The sequence below is a fragment of the Mesorhizobium prunaredense genome, assembly GCF_900156895.1.
Lineage (GTDB): Bacteria > Pseudomonadota > Alphaproteobacteria > Rhizobiales > Rhizobiaceae > Mesorhizobium > Mesorhizobium prunaredense.
In genome coordinates this window covers 74,057-92,831 of sequence record NZ_FTPD01000082.1, presented here as the reverse complement: position 1 = coordinate 92,831, position 18,775 = coordinate 74,057, and the positions used below count along the sequence as shown (strand labels likewise).

Below are 18,775 nucleotides of genomic sequence, written 5' to 3'. Positions count from 1 at the left end.
GGCGTGAAGCCTTGAAGCTGGCCAGCGGCGGACCAAAACGAGGGAGGCAATTTTGGCGTTCACGGGCTTCTTCAAGGACGCCTTGGCCATCATGCGTGAACGCAATTGGGGCACTTATCTCCGTGCCGACGTGCGGCAGTCTACCTGCCGAACTCCACACCTCCGCTGAAATCGAACACCGCACGCACGCTGAGAATGTGAGCGTTTTCGTGATCCGCATTCCGCGCGAACGTATAGGCGGCGGCGAGTTGCCATTTTGATCCAACGAACGGCGTATTGTCGTCGGACGAATATATGACCTCGAAATCAGCTAGGTAGTCGCGGGTATCCGGACCTCCGGCGACCAGGTTCGTCTGCTCCGTGTAGGTCGCGATATAGGTTAGTGAGTCTACGTCGAGCGCGGCGGAGCCCGTGACGACCAGGGCATCGTCCTGGCGGCCGTCAAAATGCCGAAGATAGGACATTTCGCCCAGCAGCCTGAGCGTCATTTCGTCCAGTTCGAAACTCTTGGTCGCGGCGGCGAGGTAGGCAATTTCGTCACCAAGCTTAACGTCGTCTTCGATGTCCTCCTCGGTAGGATGCCCGGCCCTCTGATACCGAAAGCCGAACCTGTAGCCAAATTCGCCGTCCAAATAGCAATCGGCTGTTTCCGAACCTTCGCAGCCATCAAGAGTTACCGAGAACGACGACACGCCCTTTGTGTTGCCCGCGCCGCCATCCGACAGGCTGGCCCGGCCCCGGTTGGTAAAGAGCGACTCGCTGAGGATCGTGCGATCGGTTGTGAATGCAGTCGCTGCCAAAGCATGGTTCAACCCGAGGTTTTCGAAGCGGAGGACAATTTCCCCGCCTAGACGTTCGTCCGCGTCGAAATCCGACACCAGTTCCGTGGCATTGATCCCTGGCGCGACTTCGCTGGCGAGACTGAAGATCGTATCGAATTTTCCGGCCCGCGTGGTAGCGGGACCTGCCTCGATCACGGTATACAGTTCGGCTACGTAGGTGCCAATTCCTTCAAGAACCGTATTCTCGCCGGGCGCCGAGTCCACCACCGGCTCGGTGATGATGGAAGTCTCCAGTTGCAGATAGTCCGTCGGCGCGAAAAGCAAATCGGCTGTGAGTGTCGGTTGAAGCACGTCGGACGTCAGGAATGACGGATCGGCCGCAAAAATCCAGTCGTTTTGAAGTTCCGTAGATAGTTCGTAACTGACACAGGGCGCCGCGCAGCCCTCGACCAGCTCCGCTACTGGATCTTCGGCCAGTACTGGAGTTGAGAATACAAGCAACCCCAGGCCGGTGAGAACTGAGGCAAGAAAGCGCACGGCCCGTGACCCTGGAGCTAGCTCCGCGCTACGCCGGGCGCGATGCGGCCGGCCGGCTCGACATCTCGGGACGAGCAAGGCCGTTGCGAGCCCCCAAGGAGTTCGACGGCACCGGCGGCAGAAGCAACTCCTCGAGGAAATAGGCAGAGAGCGCCGCGCGGCCCGGGAGCTCAGCCTTGTGGTAGAGCGCAGTCGCTTGCTGACGAATGGTCGCTTCGCTTGCTCCCCGGATTCGCGCGATCTCCTTGTGGCTAAAGCCCTTGAGCAGCAGGAGCCCGACCTCCTGCTCCGTCTGGGTGCAACCCCAAGCCGCAAACTGGCGCTGGATGGCGGCGCCGAGTTCCTGGAAATGGTCATCCAGGCCGGCCCGCCACTGCGTGTCGCGCTCACGGATCCGCGCAATCTCATCGCGCATGTCGAAGCTTTCCGCTTCCTGCTCCCGCAGGCGCGAGGACAGGAGCGCAACGCAGGCCGAGCAGCCTACGAGAAGTGCAATGCCCGCCGCTTCCGTCAACAGCTCGGTGAGGGTCACCCCCTCATCCTCCCTCACCGCCTCCATGCCGAGCAGGAGGGCGAAGGCCCCCACCGCACCCGCAATCAGGATCTGCCGGCCGCGTCCCTTGGTCCAGTCCATGGTCTGTCTCCGAAGCTCGAGTGGCGGCTGCGCGCCTTGGCTCGCCATGTCGCCGCCACTTTGCGCCTGCCAGCCGCAACGTGCAACAGATGAGCGCGGGCGTCGGTCACGTGATGAAGAAAAGGTCATCGGCGCCGAGCAACGCGATCCCGCCAGCGTGATCTCCACGCTCCCGGTCACGCCGCGTCGCCCCGGACCCGAAATCATTATTCGTGTCGAGCGCGGCGCCATCGAAGCGCGCCACCAAATCCGCGAGCGTAGGGAAATCGCCCTCTCCGGTCGTGGCGGAAAACCGGAAGGTGTTGGTTCCTTCTACGCCACCGCCCACGAGCAGGTCGTCCTGACAGCGGGCCGGCGTCAGCGGAAGTCCGTAATTGGCGGCGCAATGCGGACATTTTCCAGCTTCCACCGATTGACTGCTCCCGGCAACCACGACCCTCAGCGTGGTCGCTTGGGATGTCGGCTCTTAGGAAGCGGCAATTCTGATTTCAATGTCCGGCATCGGCGCAGAGCTGCCATTCAGAATCTGGCGTGTGGGCGTCGAGCCACGCCTCAACCGGCGGGTGCGTAGCGCAGCAGCGTCACGCCCTGGGTAAGGCTTTCCTTACCAAGCGGTTTCAACGCCAGCGACAGGCCAGGCTGGAAGTACGGCTTGCCGCCGCCCAGCACGACCGGGTGCATGTAGAGCCGGTACTCGTCGATGAGGCCGGATCGTGCGAGATGCGCGGCAAGATCGGCGCCGGCGACGGTGATCTGGCCATCCGCTTCCGACTTGAGAGATCTCACCACGTTCTCGACATCGCCGTTCGCCAGACGGGCATTAGGTCCGACTTCCCGAAGCGTCGTCGAAAACACGATCTTCGGGGTCTCGCGCCAGGCACGGGCAAAATCCAGCTCGATTTCGGCGCCGTTCTCTCGGTCCGGACTGTCCCAGAAGCGCATCGCCTCGTACATCCGGCGTCCACAGAGCGCGATCGAAGTCTGCCTCATCATGTCGTTAAAATGCCGGTGCAGTTCCCCTTCGGGTACCGGCAAGGCAATGTCTCCGTCCGGCCCGGCGATATAGCCGTCCAAGGACATCAGCATAGCATAGACGATCCTGGCCATCGGCGCCTCCGTTCTGTCCCCCCACGAAGATACATAACCGATTGCATTTCGCAATCGGTCTATCGCAAGATGCGTGGAATGCAATGAGTGATCAAGAAGCACCGGATTTCTCCGGTGCTTCTTGATCGTGAAATATTCCGATGGCGACTGAAATCAGCCGTTGACGGCCTGCTTGTGCTGGACCGGGTGGCTTTTCTTGAGCAGGTCCGAGACCAGGAACGCCAGTTCGATCGCCTGGTCGGCGTTGAGGCGCGGGTCGCAATGGGTGTGGTAGCGGTCCTGCAATTCCTCGGCGGTGATGGCGCGGGCGCCACCGGTGCATTCGGTGACGTTCTTGCCGGTCATCTCGATATGGATGCCGCCCGGATGCGTGCCTTCGGCGCGATGCACCTCGAAGAAGCTCTGCACTTCCTTCAGAATGCGGTCGAACGGCCGTGTCTTGTAGCCGGCAGCCTCGATGGTGTTGCCATGCATCGGGTCCGACGACCACACCACGCTGCGACCTTCCTTCTGCACCGCGCGCACCAGCTTCGGCAGATGCTCGGCGACCTTGTCGGAGCCGAAGCGCGCGATCAGCGTCAGCCGGCCGGGCTCGTTGTCCGGATTGAGCAGGTCGATGAGCTGCAGCAAGCCGTCTGGCGTCAGCGACGGGCCGCATTTCAGGCCCAGCGGGTTCTTGATGCCACGGCAGTATTCGACATGGGCATGGTCGGGCTGGCGGGTGCGATCGCCGATCCAGATCATGTGGCCGGAGGTTGCATACCAGTCGCCCGAGGTCGAATCGACGCGGGTCAGCGCCTCCTCGTAGCCGAGCAGCAGCGCCTCGTGGCTGGTGTAGAAGTCGGTCTCGCGCAGCGCGTAATTGGTCTCCGAGGTGATGCCGACAGCCTTCATGAAGTCCATCGTCTCGGTGATGCGGTTGGCGAGCGACTCGTATTTCTCGCCCTGCGGGCTGTCCGACACGAAGCCCAGCATCCATTGATGCACGTTCTCCAGGCTGGCGTAGCCGCCCTGCGCGAAAGCGCGCAACAGGTTGAGCGTCGCCGCCGACTGGCGGTAGGCCATCTCCTGGCGTGCGGGATCGGGAATGCGTGACTTGGCGTCGAACTCGATGCCGTTGATGATGTCGCCGCGATAGCTGGGCAAGGTCACGCCGCCCTTGGTCTCGGCGTCGGACGAGCGCGGCTTGGCGAACTGGCCGGCAACACGGCCGACCTTCACCACCGGCTGCGCGCCGGCGAAGGTCAGCACCACGGACATCTGCAGGAAGACGCGGAAGAAGTCGCGGATGTTGTCCGCGCCATGCTCGGCAAAACTCTCGGCGCAATCGCCGCCCTGCAGAAGGAATGCGTCACCGGCAGCAACGGTCGCAAGCTGCTTCTTCAGCTTGCGTGCCTCACCTGCAAAAACCAGCGGCGGGAAGGTGGCGAGTTGGGCTTCCGTGTTCTTTAGCGCGGCAAGATCCGGATAGGCAGGAACCTGCTGGATCGGCTTTGCTCTCCACGAATTCGGCGACCATTTCGTCATCGTTGCACCCAAAATTCTTTCCTGCGGGTGCTATCGCCCGCGATTTCGCCCCAATATGGGGATCGCGGCTCCATACACGAAGCCGATTTCCTATTCTAGACCGGATTTGGACGTGTGGCGAATGGCGTGACGCGGCGAAAAGCGGCGGAATGTTTGCGGCGATAGGCCCGGGCCGACGCAGTGCTAGGCCGTTTTCTCCGCCAGCCTTGCCAGTTGCGTCATGACGATCGCGGAACCGGCCAGCCGCTTTTCGGGCGTAGACCAGTCGCGGACGAAGACCACGCTGTGGTCCGGCCTTATCTTGGCCAGCGAACCCTGTTCGCCGATGAAGGTGACCAGCCCGACGGGGTTGGAGAACTCGCGCTTGCGGAAGTGGATGACGACGCCCTTTGGCCCGGCATCGAGCTTTTCGACATTGGCCTTGCGGCACAGCGCCTTGATGAAGACGATCTTCAAAAGATGTTTCACTTCCTCCGGCAAAGGTCCGAAGCGGTCGATCAGTTCGGCGCCGAAAGCGTCGATCTCCTCGGTGTTTTCGAGATCGCCGAGGCGGCGGTAGAGCGCCAGGCGCAGCTGCAGGTCCGGAACATAGCTTTCCGGGATCATCACCGCCGTGCCGACGGCGATCTGCGGCGACCAGCCGCCATCCTGCACCTCGCCGGAATCCTTCACCTCGGCGACGGCTTCCTCCAGCATCTGCTGGTAGAGCTCGAAGCCGACTTCCTTGATGTGGCCGGACTGCTCCTCGCCGAGAAGATTGCCAGCACCTCGGATGTCGAGATCGTGGCTGGCGAGTTGGAAACCGGCGCCCAGCGTGTCGAGCGACTGCAGCACCTTCAGCCGGCGCTCGGCGGTGTCGGTCAGCTTGCGGTTGGCCGGCAGCGTGAACAGCGCATAGGCGCGCACCTTGGAGCGGCCGACGCGGCCGCGCAGCTGGTAGAGCTGCGACAGGCCGAACATGTCGGCGCGATGCGCGATCAGCGTGTTGGCGGTCGGGATATCGAGGCCGGATTCGACGATGGTGGTCGACAACAGCACATCGTACTGGCCGTCATAGAAGGCGTTCATGATGTCGTCGAGCTCGCCGGGCGGCATCTGGCCGTGAGCGACAGCCACCTTCAGCTCGGGCACGGATTCACGAAGGAAATCATGGATTTCCGCCAGATCGCTGATGCGCGGCACGACATAGAAGGAATGACCGCCGCGGTAGCGTTCCCGGAGCAGGGTCTCGCGGATGACCAGCGGGTCGAAGGGCGAGATGAAGGTGCGCACCGCCAGGCGGTCGACCGGCGGCGTGGCGATCAGCGACAATTCGCGCACCCCGGTCAATGCCAGTTGCAGCGTGCGCGGGATCGGCGTCGCCGACAGCGTCAGCACATGCACGTCGCTCTTCAGGTCCTTCAGCCGCTCCTTGTGCTTGACGCCAAAATGCTGTTCCTCGTCGATGATCAACAGGCCGAGATTCTTGAACGAGATAGACGAGCCGAGCAGCGCGTGAGTGCCGATGACGATGTCGACCGTGCCGTCGGTGATGCCTTTCTTGGCCTCTGCCAGTTCCTTGGCGCCGACCAGCCGCGAGGCCTGGGCGACACGGATCGGCAGGCCGGAGAAGCGCTGCGAGAAGGTCTTGAAATGCTGGCGCGACAGCAGCGTCGTCGGCACCACCACCGCGACCTGAAAGCCTTCCATCGCCGCAATGAAGGCAGCGCGAAGGGCGACCTCGGTCTTGCCGAAGCCGACATCGCCGCAGATCAGCCGGTCCATCGGCTTTCCGGCGCCCAGGTCGCCCATGACCGAATCGATCGCCGTCTGCTGGTCGTCGGTCTCCTCATAGGGAAACCGCGCGGCGAATTCGTCATAGAGACCGTCGGCCGGCACCAGCGAGGGGGCAGCGCGCATCTGCCGCTCGGCGGCGATGCGGATCAACTGTCCGGCCATGTCGAGCAGGCGTTTCTTCAGCCGCGCTTTTCTGGACTGCCAGGCGCCGCCGCCAAGCTTGTCCAATGTCGCTTCGGCCGAATCCGAGCCATAGCGCGACAGCAGCTCGATGTTCTCCACCGGCAGGAACAGCCGGTCGTCGCCGGCGTAATGGATTTCGAGGCAATCATGCGGCGCGCCGACCGCCTCGATGGTGCGCAGCCCGATGAAGCGGCCAATACCGTGGTCGCTATGGACGACGATGTCGCCGGAGGACAACGCCGAGGCTTCGGCGATGAAATCGGAAGGGCGCTTCTTGCGCTTCGAGCGGCGGATGAGGCGGTCGCCCAGAATGTCCTGCTCGGCGACGACGACCAGTTTCTCGGTCTCGAAGCCGGATTCGAGCGGCAGCACGGCAAGTCCCGCCTGCCCCGGTTCGAGCCTTTCCGCCTCGGCCAGCGTGACGACCGTCTTGAGATTGCCGAGATGATGCTCGGCCAGGATCTGGCCGAGCCGGTCGAGCGAACCTTCGGTCCAGCCGGCGACGACGACGCGGCGGCGGGCGGCGCGCTCGTCGGCAATGTGTTTTACGACGACGTCGAAGACGTTGATGTTGGGGTCGGCGCGTTCCTCGACGAAGCTGCGGCCATGCCGTGAGCCGGCATGGTAGATTTTCCTGGCGCCGGCGTCGGGCGCGTCGAACGGCGTGAAGTCGATCGCCTCGCGCGGGCCAAGCGAGGCGATGAGGTTTTCCGGCGACAGATAAAGCAGGTCCGGCGGCACCGGCTTGTAGGGGACGGCGTCCTTCAGCGCGCCGTCGGCCTGCTTCCTGCGCGCCTCGTAATGGTCGAGGATCAGCGCATGGCGCTCCGCCAGCGCCTCATGCGCCAGATGGTCGAACACGACAGGCGTGTCCGGCAGATAGTCGAACACCGTCTCCAGCCGCTCGTAGAAGAACGGCAACCAATGTTCCATGCCGGCGAAACGCCGTCCCTCGCTGACCGCCGCATACAGCCCGTCGTCGCGCGAGGGCGCGCCAAAAGCTTCGATGTAGGAGCGGCGGAAACGGCTGATGGTCTCCGGCGTCAGCGCCACTTCGCTCATCGCCTGCAGCGCCATCGACTTGCGCTGGCCGGTGGTGCGCTGCGTGGTGGCGTCGAAGACGCGGATCGATTCCAGCGTGTCGCCGAAGAAATCGAGCCGCAGCGCTTCCGTCCAGCCCGGCGCGAACAGGTCCAGAATGCCGCCGCGCACGGCGAACTCGCCGACGCCGCGCACGGTTGGCACCCGCTCGAAGCCTGATATCTCCAGCCGCGACGCCAGTGCGTTCATGTCGATCTGGTTGCCGGGTTTGGCGTGAAATGTCTGCGCCTCGACAAGGCTTGCCGGCGGAATGCGCTGCAGCAGCGCGTTGGCGGTGGTCAGGATGACGGCGCGGTGTGGGTTTTTTGCCAACGCGATCATCGCGGTGAGTGCGTCCAGCCGCCGCGCGGCGGCATCCGAGCCGGGCGAAACGCGGTCATAGGGCAGACAATCCCAAGCCGGCAGTTCGAGCACCGGCAGGCCAGGCCCGGCGAATGAAAGCGCCTCGACGATCGAAGGCAGGCGCTGGCCGTCGCGTGCCACGAACAGCACCGGCTTATCGGGCGCGATCTCGTGCGTGGCCTGCACCAGCGCGAAGGCTTCGTAACCGTCGGCGACGCCGTCGACGATGAACTGGCCGGCGCGGCCTTTCGGCAGGCCGATTGTGGGGATCAGGCTCATGAAAGCACGTATTTCAGAGTGTCATCCCCTGGCGCGACGCCAGGATTTTTTGCAGGACGGCACAGTCGATGTCAGCCGGAATCGGCCGCTCGCCGGTGATCACGGGCAGGAATTCGGTGTCGGCAATTTCGAGGAGCCTCTCATATTGGTCGAGTTCGTCGCCGGTCAAGGCACCGATCTCGGCGTCGGCGAAACTGCCGAGAATAAGGTCCATTTCGCGCATGCCGCGATGCCAGGATCGAAACAGAAGCTTGCGGCGGCGGGCGTCGAGCCCCTCGCTTGATCGTCTCGTTCCGGTCATTGTCCAGCATCCTTGCCTGAAGCGGCGCATATAGCGTGGATAGAGCGCGGTGTCAGCCTTGCACGGCAATGTGAGACGCCCGACAATCAACTTGTAATGATTGCATTCCTTCGCGCCCCCCTCTGTCATGCCGGACATCTCCCCCACAAGGGGGCAGATCGGACTGTCCTTCCGTTTTCGCCAATCGCCAACGGTGAAGAAGAGGCACGGCGGCGAAGCTGCCAATCTCCCCCCCTGTGGGGGAGATGTCCGGCAGGACAGAGGGGGGCGCGAAGGAACTCGGCCCCAACAAAATCCGAGTTGGCGCAGCGCAAATGAGACCTTCCCTCCTCGATCCGCTGTTTGTCCCGATCACCTCGCTTGCCGGCGTCGGGCCGAAGGTCGGCGCACTGATCGAGAAAATCGTGCCGGCCGATCTCGGTGATCGCGCGGCGCGTGCCGGCGACCTTCTGTTCGTGCTGCCGCATTCGGTGATCGACCGCCGCAACCGGCCGGGCATCGCCGGTTCGGCCGAAGGCGCGATCGTCACCCTCGAAGTGCGCATCGATCGCCACCAGCCGCCGCCGCGCGGCAACCGATCGGTGCCGTACCGGGTTTACGCCCATGACGACACCGGCGAGATCGCGCTGACCTTCTTCCATGCGCACGCCGCCTACCTTGAAAAGGCGATGCCGGAGGGCGAGCATGTCGTGGTCTCCGGCCGCATGGAATGGTTCAACGGCCGCCCGACCATGGTTCATCCCGACCACATCGCGTTGGCCAGTGAGGCGGAAAACCTGCCGCTGGTCGAGCCGGTCTATCCGCTCACCGCCGGGCTGTCGGGAAAAGTGCTGCGCCGGGCAATCGGCCAGGCGCTCGCTCGCTTGCCGGTGCTGCCGGAATGGCAGGAGGATGAGTTTCTGCGCCGCCGCAGCTTTCCCGCCTTCGGCGATGCGCTCGCCCGCATCCACAATCCCGCCGATCCGATCGACGTGTCGGTCGACGGCGCGGCCTGGCGGCGTCTCGCCTATGACGAGTTTCTGGCAGGCCAGGTGTCGCTGGCGCTGGTGCGCGCAAGAGTCCGCCGCCTGTCCGGACGACCGCTGGTCGGCGACGGCCGCTTCGTCGAAAAGCTGCGCGCCGCCCTTCCCTATTCGCTGACCAATTCGCAGGAAATGGCGCTTGCCGAGATCAATGCCGATCTCGGAGACCCCGAACGCATGCTGCGCCTGCTGCAGGGTGATGTCGGCTCCGGCAAGACGGTTGTCGCGCTGCTCGCCATGGCACGCGCCGTCGAGGCCGGCGGCCAGGCGGCATTGATGGCGCCGACCGAAATCCTGGCGCGCCAGCATCTTGCGACGATTGCGCCGTTGGCGGAACAAGCCGGCCTGCGCATCGCCATCCTCACCGGCCGCGAAAAGGGCCGCGAGCGCATCGAGACGCTGACCGGTCTGGCCAGTGGCGAGATCGACATCGTCGTCGGTACCCACGCCCTGTTCCAGCAAACGGTGACGTTCCACGACCTCGTCCTCGCCGTCATCGACGAACAGCACCGTTTTGGCGTCCACCAGCGGCTCGCCATTACCGCCAAGGGCGACGCGCCCGACATGCTGGTGATGACGGCGACGCCGATCCCGCGCACGCTGGTGCTGACCGCCTTCGGCGACATGGATGTATCGAAGCTGACGGAAAAGCCGGCCGGTCGCCAACCGATCCGCACCGTCACCCTGCCGCTCGAGCGGCTCGACGAACTGGTCGGCCGCATGCGCGACGCCGTCGCCGACGGCCAGAAGATCTATTGGATCTGTCCGCTGGTCGAGGAGTCCGAAGAGATCAAGCTGATGTCGGCGGAGGACCGGTTTGCCTCGCTCAAGCCCCTGTTCGGCGACCGGATCGGCCTGGTGCACGGGCGCATGAAGGGCGCCGAAAAAGACGAGGCGATGCGCGCCTTCAAAGCCGGCGAAACACGCATCCTGATCGCCACCACGGTCATCGAGGTCGGCGTCGATGTGCCGGATGCGACGATCATGGTCATCGAGCATGCCGAGCGCTTCGGCCTCGCTCAGTTGCACCAATTGCGCGGCCGGGTCGGTCGAGGCGAAAAACCATCGTCCTGCGTGCTGCTCTACAAGGATCCGCTCGGCGAGACGGCAACGCGCCGGCTGTCAGTGATGCGCGAGACCGAGGACGGCTTTCGCATCGCCGAGGAAGATCTGAAGCTGCGTGGCGAAGGCGAGTTGCTCGGCACCCGCCAGTCCGGCACACCTGGCTTCCAGGTGGCGCGCATCGAGGCGCATGCCGACCTGCTCGAAGCCGCTCGCGACGACGCGCGGCTGATCCTGTCGCGCGATCCGGAATTGCAATCCGAACGCGGCGCCGCCCTTCGCATGCTGCTTTATTTGTTCGGTCGCGACGAGGCGGTGCGGCTCTTGCGCGCCGGCTGAGGCTCGGCATCCACAGGCGGATTGCCGATCTGGCCGCCGATCGGCTTGCCGTTCAACGTCACCATTTTCGTCTTGACCGCCGGCGCCACCAGCCCGGCCGAAACGATCAGCTTGGCGCCGTCCTCGATCGTCATGTCGAGCAGCACGATATCGGATTTCGGCACATACATCAGGAAGCCGGTGGTCGGGTTGGGCGTGCACGGCATGAACACCGCGATCAGCGGATCACCTTCCTGGTCGAGCTTCTGGTTGATCTCGGTCTCCTTCTCGTTGGCAACGAAGACCAGCGACCAGACGCCCTTGCGCGGGTATTCGACCAGCCCGACCTGGCGGAACATGTCGCCCTTGTTCGACAGCACGGTCTCGAATATCTGCTTCAGCGACCCGTAGATGCCGCGCACCAGCGGCATGCGGCCGAGCAGCCGCTCGCCGAACAAGACGATGGCCCGGCCGACGATATTGGCGGTCAGGAAACCGATCAGGGTGATCAGGATCAAGGCGACGATCAGCCCGAATCCCGGAACCGGCGCCGGCAGATAGCTATCGGGGTTGTAACGCGCCGGAATATAGGGTTTCACCCAGGAATCGACCCAGCCGATGAACGACCAGGCGATGTAGGCGGTGATCGCCAGCGGCGCGCAGACGACAAAGCCTGTCAGGAAGTAATTCCGCAGCCGGGTCATGCCTGAGGTCTTGGAAGCATCGGACATAGTTCACCGCAGCGCTGGTTGCGGCGCGACATTAATGAACCGCATCCGGCTTTGGAACTGCGAATTTTTTAAAAGATCAACTATGCCGCGACTTCCAGCGGCTCGATCTTCTCGAGCTCCGGCGCGAGTTTCCGTGCCTCGGTTTCGAGCTCATAGGCCTGCTGAAAATTCATCCAGAATTCGGGCGTGGTGTTGAAGAACCTGGCGAGGCGAAGCGCGGTATCGGGAGTCAAGCCGATCTCTTCCTTGGCAATGCGTTCGATACGAGTGCGCGGAAGATTGAGCTTCTTCGCCAGCGCGCCAGCGCTCATGCCAAGCGGGAGGAGATATTCCTCGCGCAGGAATTCTCCGGGGTGAATTGGACGTGCGAACTTGAGCATAGTTCAGGGACCTCGAAGGATTAGGGCAAGTGCCCACTCAATGGTAGTCGACGATCTCCACATCTTCGGCGCCAGCATCAGTCCATCTGAAGCAGATGCGCCATTGGTCGTTGATACGGATAGAATGCTGCCCAGCTCTACTCCCTTTCAGGGCTTCAAGGTGGTTTCCGGGTGGCGATCTAAGGTCATTCAATTGGGCGGCATTGGTGATAGCACGAAGACGACGTTCGCCACGGGCAACGAGATCGGGTGGAAAACACTTCGGCGCCTTCCCCTCGGCAACCGCTTCCACCGCCTTGCCTTTGAACGAAACGATCAATTTCCGCCCTCGTCACGTATCATACATTGATACACGAGGGCGTGCAAGAAATATGTATCAATAACTGATACTAACCGTCACCGGACCCTATCGGCAGCTGGTCGAAACTTGCCAGCTCTTACTCCACCGTCACCGATTTCGCCAGGTTGCGCGGCTGGTCGACGTCGGTGCCCATGAACACCGCGGTGAAATAGGCCAGCATCTGGATCGGCAGCGCGTAGATGATCGGCGAGATGATTTCCGGCACGTCCGGCAGCACGATCGTCTCCATCGTCTTCACCGTGGCGTGCGCGGCACCCTTGCTGTCGGTGATCAGGATGATCTTGCCGCCGCGCGCCGCCACTTCCTGCATGTTCGACACGGTTTTTTCAAAAATCCGGTCATGCGGGGCAATGACGATCACCGGCATGTTCTCGTCGATCAGCGCGATCGGCCCGTGCTTCAGCTCGCCGGCAGCATAGCCCTCGGCATGGATATAGGAGATTTCCTTGAGCTTCAGCGCGCCTTCCATGGCCAGCGGGAAATTGGTATCGCGGCCAAGATAAAGCACGTTCTTGTAGTGCGAGAGGTCGCGCGCGACCTTTTCGATCTGGCCGTCGAGTTTCAGGACCTGGTTGGCGTAGCGCGGCGCTTCCGACAGCTGGCGAACCAACGTCGTTTCCTGTTCCGGCGAAATCGTTCCGCGCGCCACGCCGGCCCGCACGGCAAGCGAGGCCAGCACCGACAATTGACAGGTGAAGGCCTTGGTCGAGGCGACGCCGATCTCCGGCCCGGCCAGCGTCGGCAGGATAACGTCGGATTCGCGCGCCATCGTCGATTCGCGGACATTGACGACTGCGCCGATTTTCATGCCCGCTTTGCGGCAATAGCGCAGCGAGGCCAGCGTGTCGGCGGTCTCGCCCGATTGCGAGATGAAGAAGGCGGCGTCTGTCTTCGACAGCGGCATTTCACGGTAACGGAATTCCGAAGCGACATCGATGTCGACCGGCAGCCGCGCATAGCGCTCGAACCAGTATTTGCTGATCAGGCCGGCCAGATAGGCAGTGCCGCAGGCCGAAATCGCCAGCCGGTCGATTTTGGCGAAATCGAACGGCAGGTCCAGCGGCTTCGAGACGCCGCCAACGAAATCCACATAATGCGCCAGCGTGTGCGAGATCACCTCGGGCTGTTCATGGATTTCCTTCTCCATGAAATGGCGCCGGTTGCCCTTGTCGACCATGAAGCTGGTGCTGAGCGACTGCTGGCGCTTGCGGTCGACCTTGTTGCCGTCCATGTCGAAGATGGCGACGTCGTTGCGGCGCACCACCGCCCAGTCGCCGTCCTCCAGATAGGTGATCGAATTGGTGAAGGGGGCAAGCGCGATGGCGTCGGAGCCCAAGAACATCTCGCCATCGCCATGGCCGACGGCCAGCGGCGGGCCGTTGCGCGCGCCGACGATGAGATCCTCGTCGCCCCTGAACATGATGGCCAGCGCAAAGGCGCCTTCCAGCCGCTTCAGCGCCTGGTGCGCGGCCTCGACCGGCTGCAGCCCCCTGGCCAGTTCGCGCCCCACCAGATGTGCGACGACCTCGGTGTCGGTCTGTGATGAAAATGTGTAGCCGTCGCGCATCAGCTCGTCGCGCAATTCGGCGAAATTCTCGATGATGCCGTTGTGGACGATGGCGACGCCGTCGGAAAAATGCGGATGCGCATTGGTCTCGTTGGGCACGCCATGCGTTGCCCAGCGCGTGTGGCCGATGCCGATCATGCCGTCGAGCGGTTCGTCCTTCAGCCGGCGTTCGAGATTGATCAGCTTGCCCTCGGCGCGGCGACGCGCCAGCTGGCCGTGCTCGACGGTGGCGACGCCGGCCGAATCATAGCCGCGATATTCGAGCCTTTTCAGTGCATCGACGATCAGTGGCGCGACCGGCGAGTGACTGACAATTCCGACGATACCGCACATAGACGTTGCCCCCGATTCCGGCATGAAAACCCGGCGCCATTTAGGGTTGGCCGGGCTGCCGCGAAAATCACATTGCGTTTCGTTCCGTATCAGCCGGAACGGTTCTGCACAGATGCACCATGACAGGGCGCTCTTGCAATCCGGTTACAGCAATCGCTCGGTTTCTCCGAGCATGCATCGTATCTCGCCTCGGTGGTTCCTGAAATCCATCATAGATATGATGCGGTCATGAACAAACGAATCGACACGGTGACGCTTTGGCGTCCGGTTGGGCCTAAAGAACTGAAACTGATCGAGAAGTCGGGCATGCGGGCGTTCCCGCCGCGCCTTCCCGAGCAACCCATTTTCTACCCCGTTCTGACCGAAGCCTATGCCGTGCAGATCGCGCGTGACTGGAACGTGCCAGCCAGCGGCTCGGGATTCGTCACCCGGTTTGAGGTTCTGAAGGATTTTCTCGACCGCTATCAGATCGAACACGCCGGCAGCAAGGCTCATCGGGAATACTGGATTCCTGCCGAAGACCTCCCTGAATTCAACAGGGCGATTGTCGGCGGAATCAAAGTGACCGCTGCTTTCGGCAAGGATGCGAACCAGCCGACTGTCGAAGAATAATCATGCCCCGGCCTTCTTCGCCGCCGCAGCCGAAGCAAAACGCTCGCGCAATTCCTTGCCCTTGCCGGGCAGCGTCCTCTGGCGGGCGCGGCCAAAGGCCAGCGCATCGTCGGGCACGCTTTCGGTGATCACGCTGCCCGAAGCGATGTAGCCGCCCTTGCCGATTGCAACAGGCGCCACCAGCGACGAATTCGAGCCGACGAAAGCGCCCTCGCCGATGTCGGTGAAGAATTTCGAGTAGCCGTCATAATTGCAGGTGATGGTTCCAGCGCCGATATTGGCGCCGGCGCCGACGCGGGCATCGCCGATATAGGTCAGGTGATTGACCTTGGCGCCCTCCTCGACCGTCGCCTGCTTGACCTCGCAGAAATTGCCGACCTTGGCTTTTTGCCGGAGATCGGCGCCCGGCCGCAGCCGCGCAAACGGACCAACATCGCAATTCGAAGCGATCGTGGCGCCTTCAATATGGCTGAAGGCATGGATCCTGGCGCCGGTGGCGATTGTCACGCCCGGCCCAAACCAGACATTGGGCTCGACGATCGTATCGGCGCCGATCTCGGTATCGTGCGAAAAGAAGACGGTTTCCGGCGCGATCAATGTGACGCCGGAGAGCATGGCCTCGCGCCGCCGGCGCGTCTGCCAGATGCCTTCCGCCGCAGCGAGTTCGGCACGGTTGTTGATGCCGAGCACATTCTCAAAGCCGGCTTCTGCGGCGACGACGTCAAGGCCTTGCCCGCCGGCGATCTCGACGATGTCGGTGAGGTAATACTCGCCCTTGGCGTTGTTGTTGCCGACCTGATCGAGCAGCGTCAGCGCGTGCTTGCCGGCAACCGCCATCAGACCGCCATTGCAGAAGGTGATTTTCTTCTCCTCCTCGGTGCAGTCCTTTTCCTCGCGGATGGCGATGAGCTTGCCGCCCTTTTCGATCAGCCGGCCATAGCCGGACGGATTTGAGGTGCGGAAGCCGACCACAACGACGGCAGCGCCTTCGGCCAGTTTTAGGCGCGCGGCGGTCAGCACCGCCGGATCGATCAGCGGCGTATCGCCGAACATCACGAGGATGTCGTCGTAACCCTTTGATATCGCATCGCGAGCGGCCAGAACGGCATGCGCCGTGCCGAGCCGCTTGTCCTGGACGAAGGTCTCCGCCTTCGGCGTGAACTTTTGCGTGGCCTTGCGCATCTCGTCGGCGCCATGGCCGATCACCAGCGCCAGATCGCCGCTGCCTGCGGCTTCCGCGGCCTTGACGACATGGGTGACCATCGGCAGGCCGGCGATCGGGTGCAGCACTTTTGGCACGGCGCTTTTCATGCGCGTGCCTTCGCCGGCAGCGAGGATGACGGACAGGCAGGTTCTCTGGCTCATGGAATGCGACCATTTGAAAAGGGTTGGGAATCAAGGCATGGATTGGCGCCATGCTGCACCAATGCGGTTAAATTCCGGTGAGGTGGTAGAGCAGCGTTTCCGATTGCCGCTATTTTCTTGCTGGTATTTGCAGCACTGAGCACTCACAGTCGGTGACCGCCAAGTGTCTTCAGTTTCTAAGCCGCCTATATGGGGCTGACGCTCAAGCCGAATGAGGATGCAATGAAGAAGGTTAGCGCCCGACGACCGCAATGGCAAACTCGCAGCGTCCGCCTTCATCTAATCGTCCAACGCCACGAACAGGCGCGTGCCGAGTCCAAAGCCGGTGAGACCGCCAAAGTAGATGCCCGGCGACAAGTGGCCGGACACATCCCCTGGCTGGCCGGGTCGAATTCCGGCGAGGTTAGACATTGGCAACCGATAAATTAATCTTAATTATTGTCGAGTATAGACGTGCTAATCGGAGTACCAATGCGAACACCATCGGAACGGCCCGGCGCTGCATTTATTTTTACGGCAATTGTGCGTGCCATCTTCGATTTTGTTATTTGGTCTTTTTTCGGTGGATTGCTAGCATTTATTGGGTATTACGGATTCGCAAGCTTTGCTCCAGAGAGCTTAAAAAATAGATTGGGCCTGGAAGTTGCAACCTACGGATTTTTTTGGGCGTTCCGACCGCTGCTTTAGTCTCAGGCATTGTTGGATTGGTATTTTCGCTGCGTCGGAGCGATAAAGAGCGGCAAGCGCACCGTTCAGACTGACCCCATTTAGGCGAACAATGCTCTTACACTTCGGCTGGTCGCTGGTGTAGGTTTCCACAGGCGCGAGCCGCATTTTTCCGCTCGTCACAATGTTACAAAAGGAACTTTTTCAGACAATTTTTAATAAAAACGATATCATTCAAGACAGGCAATGCAGTTCGATCCTGTGCGTACGCATCGGCTTCTGAACGGGCAGTGGGCCTACCCCAACTGCCCGAGCACGGGAAAATTCTCCAGCAGCCAGTAGGACGCGGCCTGCACGCCACCGGTCAGGAAGAACACGCCGGCGGCGACCAGCAGCGCGCCCATCGCCTTTTCGACACGGCCGAGATGGACGCGGAATTTTGCGAGAAAGCGCATGAAGGCGCCGGAAAACAGCGCCGCGATCAGGAAGGGGATGCCGAGGCCGAGCGAATAGGCGGCGAGCAGCAGGGCGCCCTCGCCCACCGTCTCGCGGCCGCCGGCCAGCGTCAGGATCGGTCCCAGCACCGGTCCGATGCAAGGCGTCCAGCCGAAGGCGAAGGCCAGTCCCATGACGTAGGCGGCAACGATACTGGCCGGTTTGCCCTGCGCCTGGAAGCGCGCCTCACGCGACAGCAGCGGGATGCGCAATATGCCGAGGAAATTCAGCCCCATCAGGATGATAAGCACGCCGGCCGCCATCGCCAGCGGCTCCTGCCAGACGCGCAGCAGCCGTCCGATGGTCGAGGCGCCGGCGCCCAGCGCCACGAAGACGGTCGAGAAGCCGAGAACGAAGGCGATCGAGGCATAGAGCAGCGCGCTGCGTGCGTCGGCCTTGGCGGTGACGCCGGCATTGCCGCGGAAATCGTCGACCGACACGCCGGCCATGTAGCAGAGATAGGGCGGCACCAGCGGCAGCACGCAAGGCGACAGGAACGAGATCGCCCCCGCCCCGACCGCGCTGACATAGCCGATATCCAATGCCATTCCCGAAACTCCAACTGTATCGGCGCCGATATAGCGGCGCGCGGGCTTGTCCGCCAATCACCAATGCGTGGCAAGTTGCCGCCTCGCATCGAGGAAGAAACGCGACGCCAAGCGCGTTGATGCAACGAGGCCGCGACTTTCCGCGCGCTTCTCGATCATATCAGGGAGAATGTCATGAAATCGATCACAGCCGGGCTGGCCGCGCTTTTGCTCAGCACCGCCGCCTCCTTCGCCGCTGAGGCGTGGAAGGAAGCCGATGTTGGCGGCACCAAGATCTACACCGATGCCAACGGCATGACCCTCTACACCTACGACAAGGACGAGAAAGGCAAGTCGAACTGCTACGACAAATGCGCCACCAATTGGCCGCCGCTGAAAGCCGAGGCCGATGCGAAGGCGGAGGGCGAATGGACAATCGTCGACCGCACCGACGGCACCAAGATGTGGGCCTATGAAGGCAAGCCGCTCTACACATTCATCAAGGACAAGAAGGCTGGCGATGTGACCGGCGACGGCGTCGGCGAGGTCTGGCATATCGCCAAGGCCGACTGAGCCCCGAACCTGAACCCTCGCCTTGACCCGAGGGAAATCGCTGGCTGCCGGATATCCCTGCAGGCCTTCCGGCGGCTAGCTTCTTGTACTGTCCCGCTGGACACGAGCCCCACTCGCCACGCCTGTCTCGCCCGCCGACAGAGCACCATGCCGGACTTCTCTTCAGCCAGGGCTGGCGCATGATCGATGTTTCT

17 protein-coding genes are annotated in these 18,775 nt (G+C 62.5%); 4 read left to right on the top strand and 13 right to left on the bottom strand.

From position 1 onward, the window contains the following. Positions 1–140: 140 nt before the first annotated feature. The 7 genes from BQ8794_RS33210 to BQ8794_RS33180 all read right to left on the bottom strand — a co-directional run bounded on the left by BQ8794_RS33210 (position 141) and on the right by BQ8794_RS33180 (position 8,569). Positions 141–1,319, bottom strand: coding sequence for a hypothetical protein (locus BQ8794_RS33210; protein WP_077383973.1), 1,179 nt, complete (start codon positions 1,317–1,319; stop codon positions 141–143). Between the two features lie 28 nt (positions 1,320–1,347). Continuing rightward, positions 1,348–1,953: a helix-turn-helix transcriptional regulator gene (locus tag BQ8794_RS33205; RefSeq protein ID WP_077384137.1), complete on the bottom strand. Its 606-nt coding sequence runs from the start codon at positions 1,951–1,953 to the stop codon at positions 1,348–1,350. 106 nt (positions 1,954–2,059) lie between these two features. Further along, positions 2,060–2,362, bottom strand: a complete 303-nt coding sequence (locus BQ8794_RS33200) for a hypothetical protein (RefSeq protein WP_077383972.1) — start codon at positions 2,360–2,362, stop codon at positions 2,060–2,062. A 143-nt stretch (positions 2,363–2,505) separates the two neighbouring features. Continuing rightward, complete coding sequence (locus tag BQ8794_RS33195; protein ID WP_077383971.1) at positions 2,506–3,060, bottom strand: dihydrofolate reductase family protein; 555 nt, start codon at positions 3,058–3,060, stop codon at positions 2,506–2,508. Between the two features lie 153 nt (positions 3,061–3,213). Continuing rightward, a complete protein-coding gene (locus tag BQ8794_RS33190; RefSeq protein ID WP_077383970.1) occupies positions 3,214–4,587 on the bottom strand; it encodes a class II 3-deoxy-7-phosphoheptulonate synthase in 1,374 nt (457 codons plus the stop codon). Positions 4,588–4,770: 183 nt separating this feature from the next. Next, entirely contained in the window at positions 4,771–8,268 is a 3,498-nt protein-coding gene (gene mfd, locus BQ8794_RS33185) for a transcription-repair coupling factor (protein ID WP_077383969.1), read from the bottom strand. Positions 8,269–8,281: 13 nt separating this feature from the next. Then, on the bottom strand, positions 8,282–8,569 hold the full coding sequence (locus BQ8794_RS33180; RefSeq protein WP_077384136.1) for an FAD assembly factor SdhE: 288 nt from the start codon (positions 8,567–8,569) through the stop codon (positions 8,282–8,284). A gap of 314 nt (positions 8,570–8,883) precedes the next feature. Between BQ8794_RS33180 and recG the strand changes: the two genes are divergently transcribed. Beyond that, the gene (gene recG, locus BQ8794_RS33175; RefSeq protein WP_077384135.1) at positions 8,884–10,992 is read left to right on the top strand and encodes an ATP-dependent DNA helicase RecG; all 2,109 of its coding nucleotides are present in this window, start codon (positions 8,884–8,886) and stop codon (positions 10,990–10,992) included. On the opposite strand, the gene BQ8794_RS33170 is transcribed toward recG, so the two are convergent. From BQ8794_RS33170 to glmS, 4 genes are all read right to left on the bottom strand, one after another. Then, the gene (locus BQ8794_RS33170; RefSeq protein ID WP_077383968.1) at positions 10,944–11,702 is read right to left on the bottom strand and encodes a DUF502 domain-containing protein; all 759 of its coding nucleotides are present in this window, start codon (positions 11,700–11,702) and stop codon (positions 10,944–10,946) included. The genes recG and BQ8794_RS33170 overlap by 49 nt on opposite strands. 80 nt (positions 11,703–11,782) lie before the next feature. Further along, the gene (locus tag BQ8794_RS33165) at positions 11,783–12,082 is read right to left on the bottom strand and encodes a HigA family addiction module antitoxin (protein ID WP_077383967.1); all 300 of its coding nucleotides are present in this window, start codon (positions 12,080–12,082) and stop codon (positions 11,783–11,785) included. A 37-nt stretch (positions 12,083–12,119) separates the two neighbouring features. Beyond that, the gene (locus BQ8794_RS33160) at positions 12,120–12,401 is read right to left on the bottom strand and encodes a type II toxin-antitoxin system RelE/ParE family toxin (protein WP_077383966.1); all 282 of its coding nucleotides are present in this window, start codon (positions 12,399–12,401) and stop codon (positions 12,120–12,122) included. Between the two features lie 118 nt (positions 12,402–12,519). Continuing rightward, a complete protein-coding gene (gene glmS / locus BQ8794_RS33155) occupies positions 12,520–14,343 on the bottom strand; it encodes a glutamine--fructose-6-phosphate transaminase (isomerizing) (protein WP_077383965.1) in 1,824 nt (607 codons plus the stop codon). Between the two features lie 228 nt (positions 14,344–14,571). Here glmS and BQ8794_RS33150 point away from each other — a divergent pair, with 228 nt between their 5' ends. Continuing rightward, positions 14,572–14,955 carry an ADP-ribosylation/crystallin J1 gene (locus BQ8794_RS33150; protein WP_077383964.1) on the top strand — a complete coding sequence of 128 codons (384 nt, stop codon included), beginning with the start codon at positions 14,572–14,574 and terminating at the stop codon, positions 14,953–14,955. Here BQ8794_RS33150 and glmU read toward each other — a convergent pair whose 3' ends face one another. Then, on the bottom strand, positions 14,956–16,320 hold the full coding sequence (glmU, locus tag BQ8794_RS33145) for a bifunctional UDP-N-acetylglucosamine diphosphorylase/glucosamine-1-phosphate N-acetyltransferase GlmU (protein ID WP_077383963.1): 1,365 nt from the start codon (positions 16,318–16,320) through the stop codon (positions 14,956–14,958). It abuts the gene before it with no gap. A gap of 471 nt (positions 16,321–16,791) precedes the next feature. On the opposite strand from glmU, the gene BQ8794_RS35350 reads away from it, so the two are divergent. After that, entirely contained in the window at positions 16,792–17,007 is a 216-nt protein-coding gene (locus tag BQ8794_RS35350; RefSeq protein ID WP_143744824.1) for a hypothetical protein, read from the top strand. 275 nt (positions 17,008–17,282) lie between these two features. Here BQ8794_RS35350 and BQ8794_RS33140 read toward each other — a convergent pair whose 3' ends face one another. Next, positions 17,283–18,029 (bottom strand): cytochrome c biogenesis CcdA family protein, encoded by a 747-nt coding sequence (locus tag BQ8794_RS33140; RefSeq protein ID WP_077384134.1) that lies wholly within the window; start codon positions 18,027–18,029, stop codon positions 17,283–17,285. A gap of 174 nt (positions 18,030–18,203) precedes the next feature. On the opposite strand from BQ8794_RS33140, the gene BQ8794_RS33135 reads away from it, so the two are divergent. Further along, on the top strand, positions 18,204–18,581 hold the full coding sequence (locus tag BQ8794_RS33135; RefSeq protein WP_077383962.1) for a COG4315 family predicted lipoprotein: 378 nt from the start codon (positions 18,204–18,206) through the stop codon (positions 18,579–18,581). Positions 18,582–18,775 lie beyond the last annotated feature (194 nt).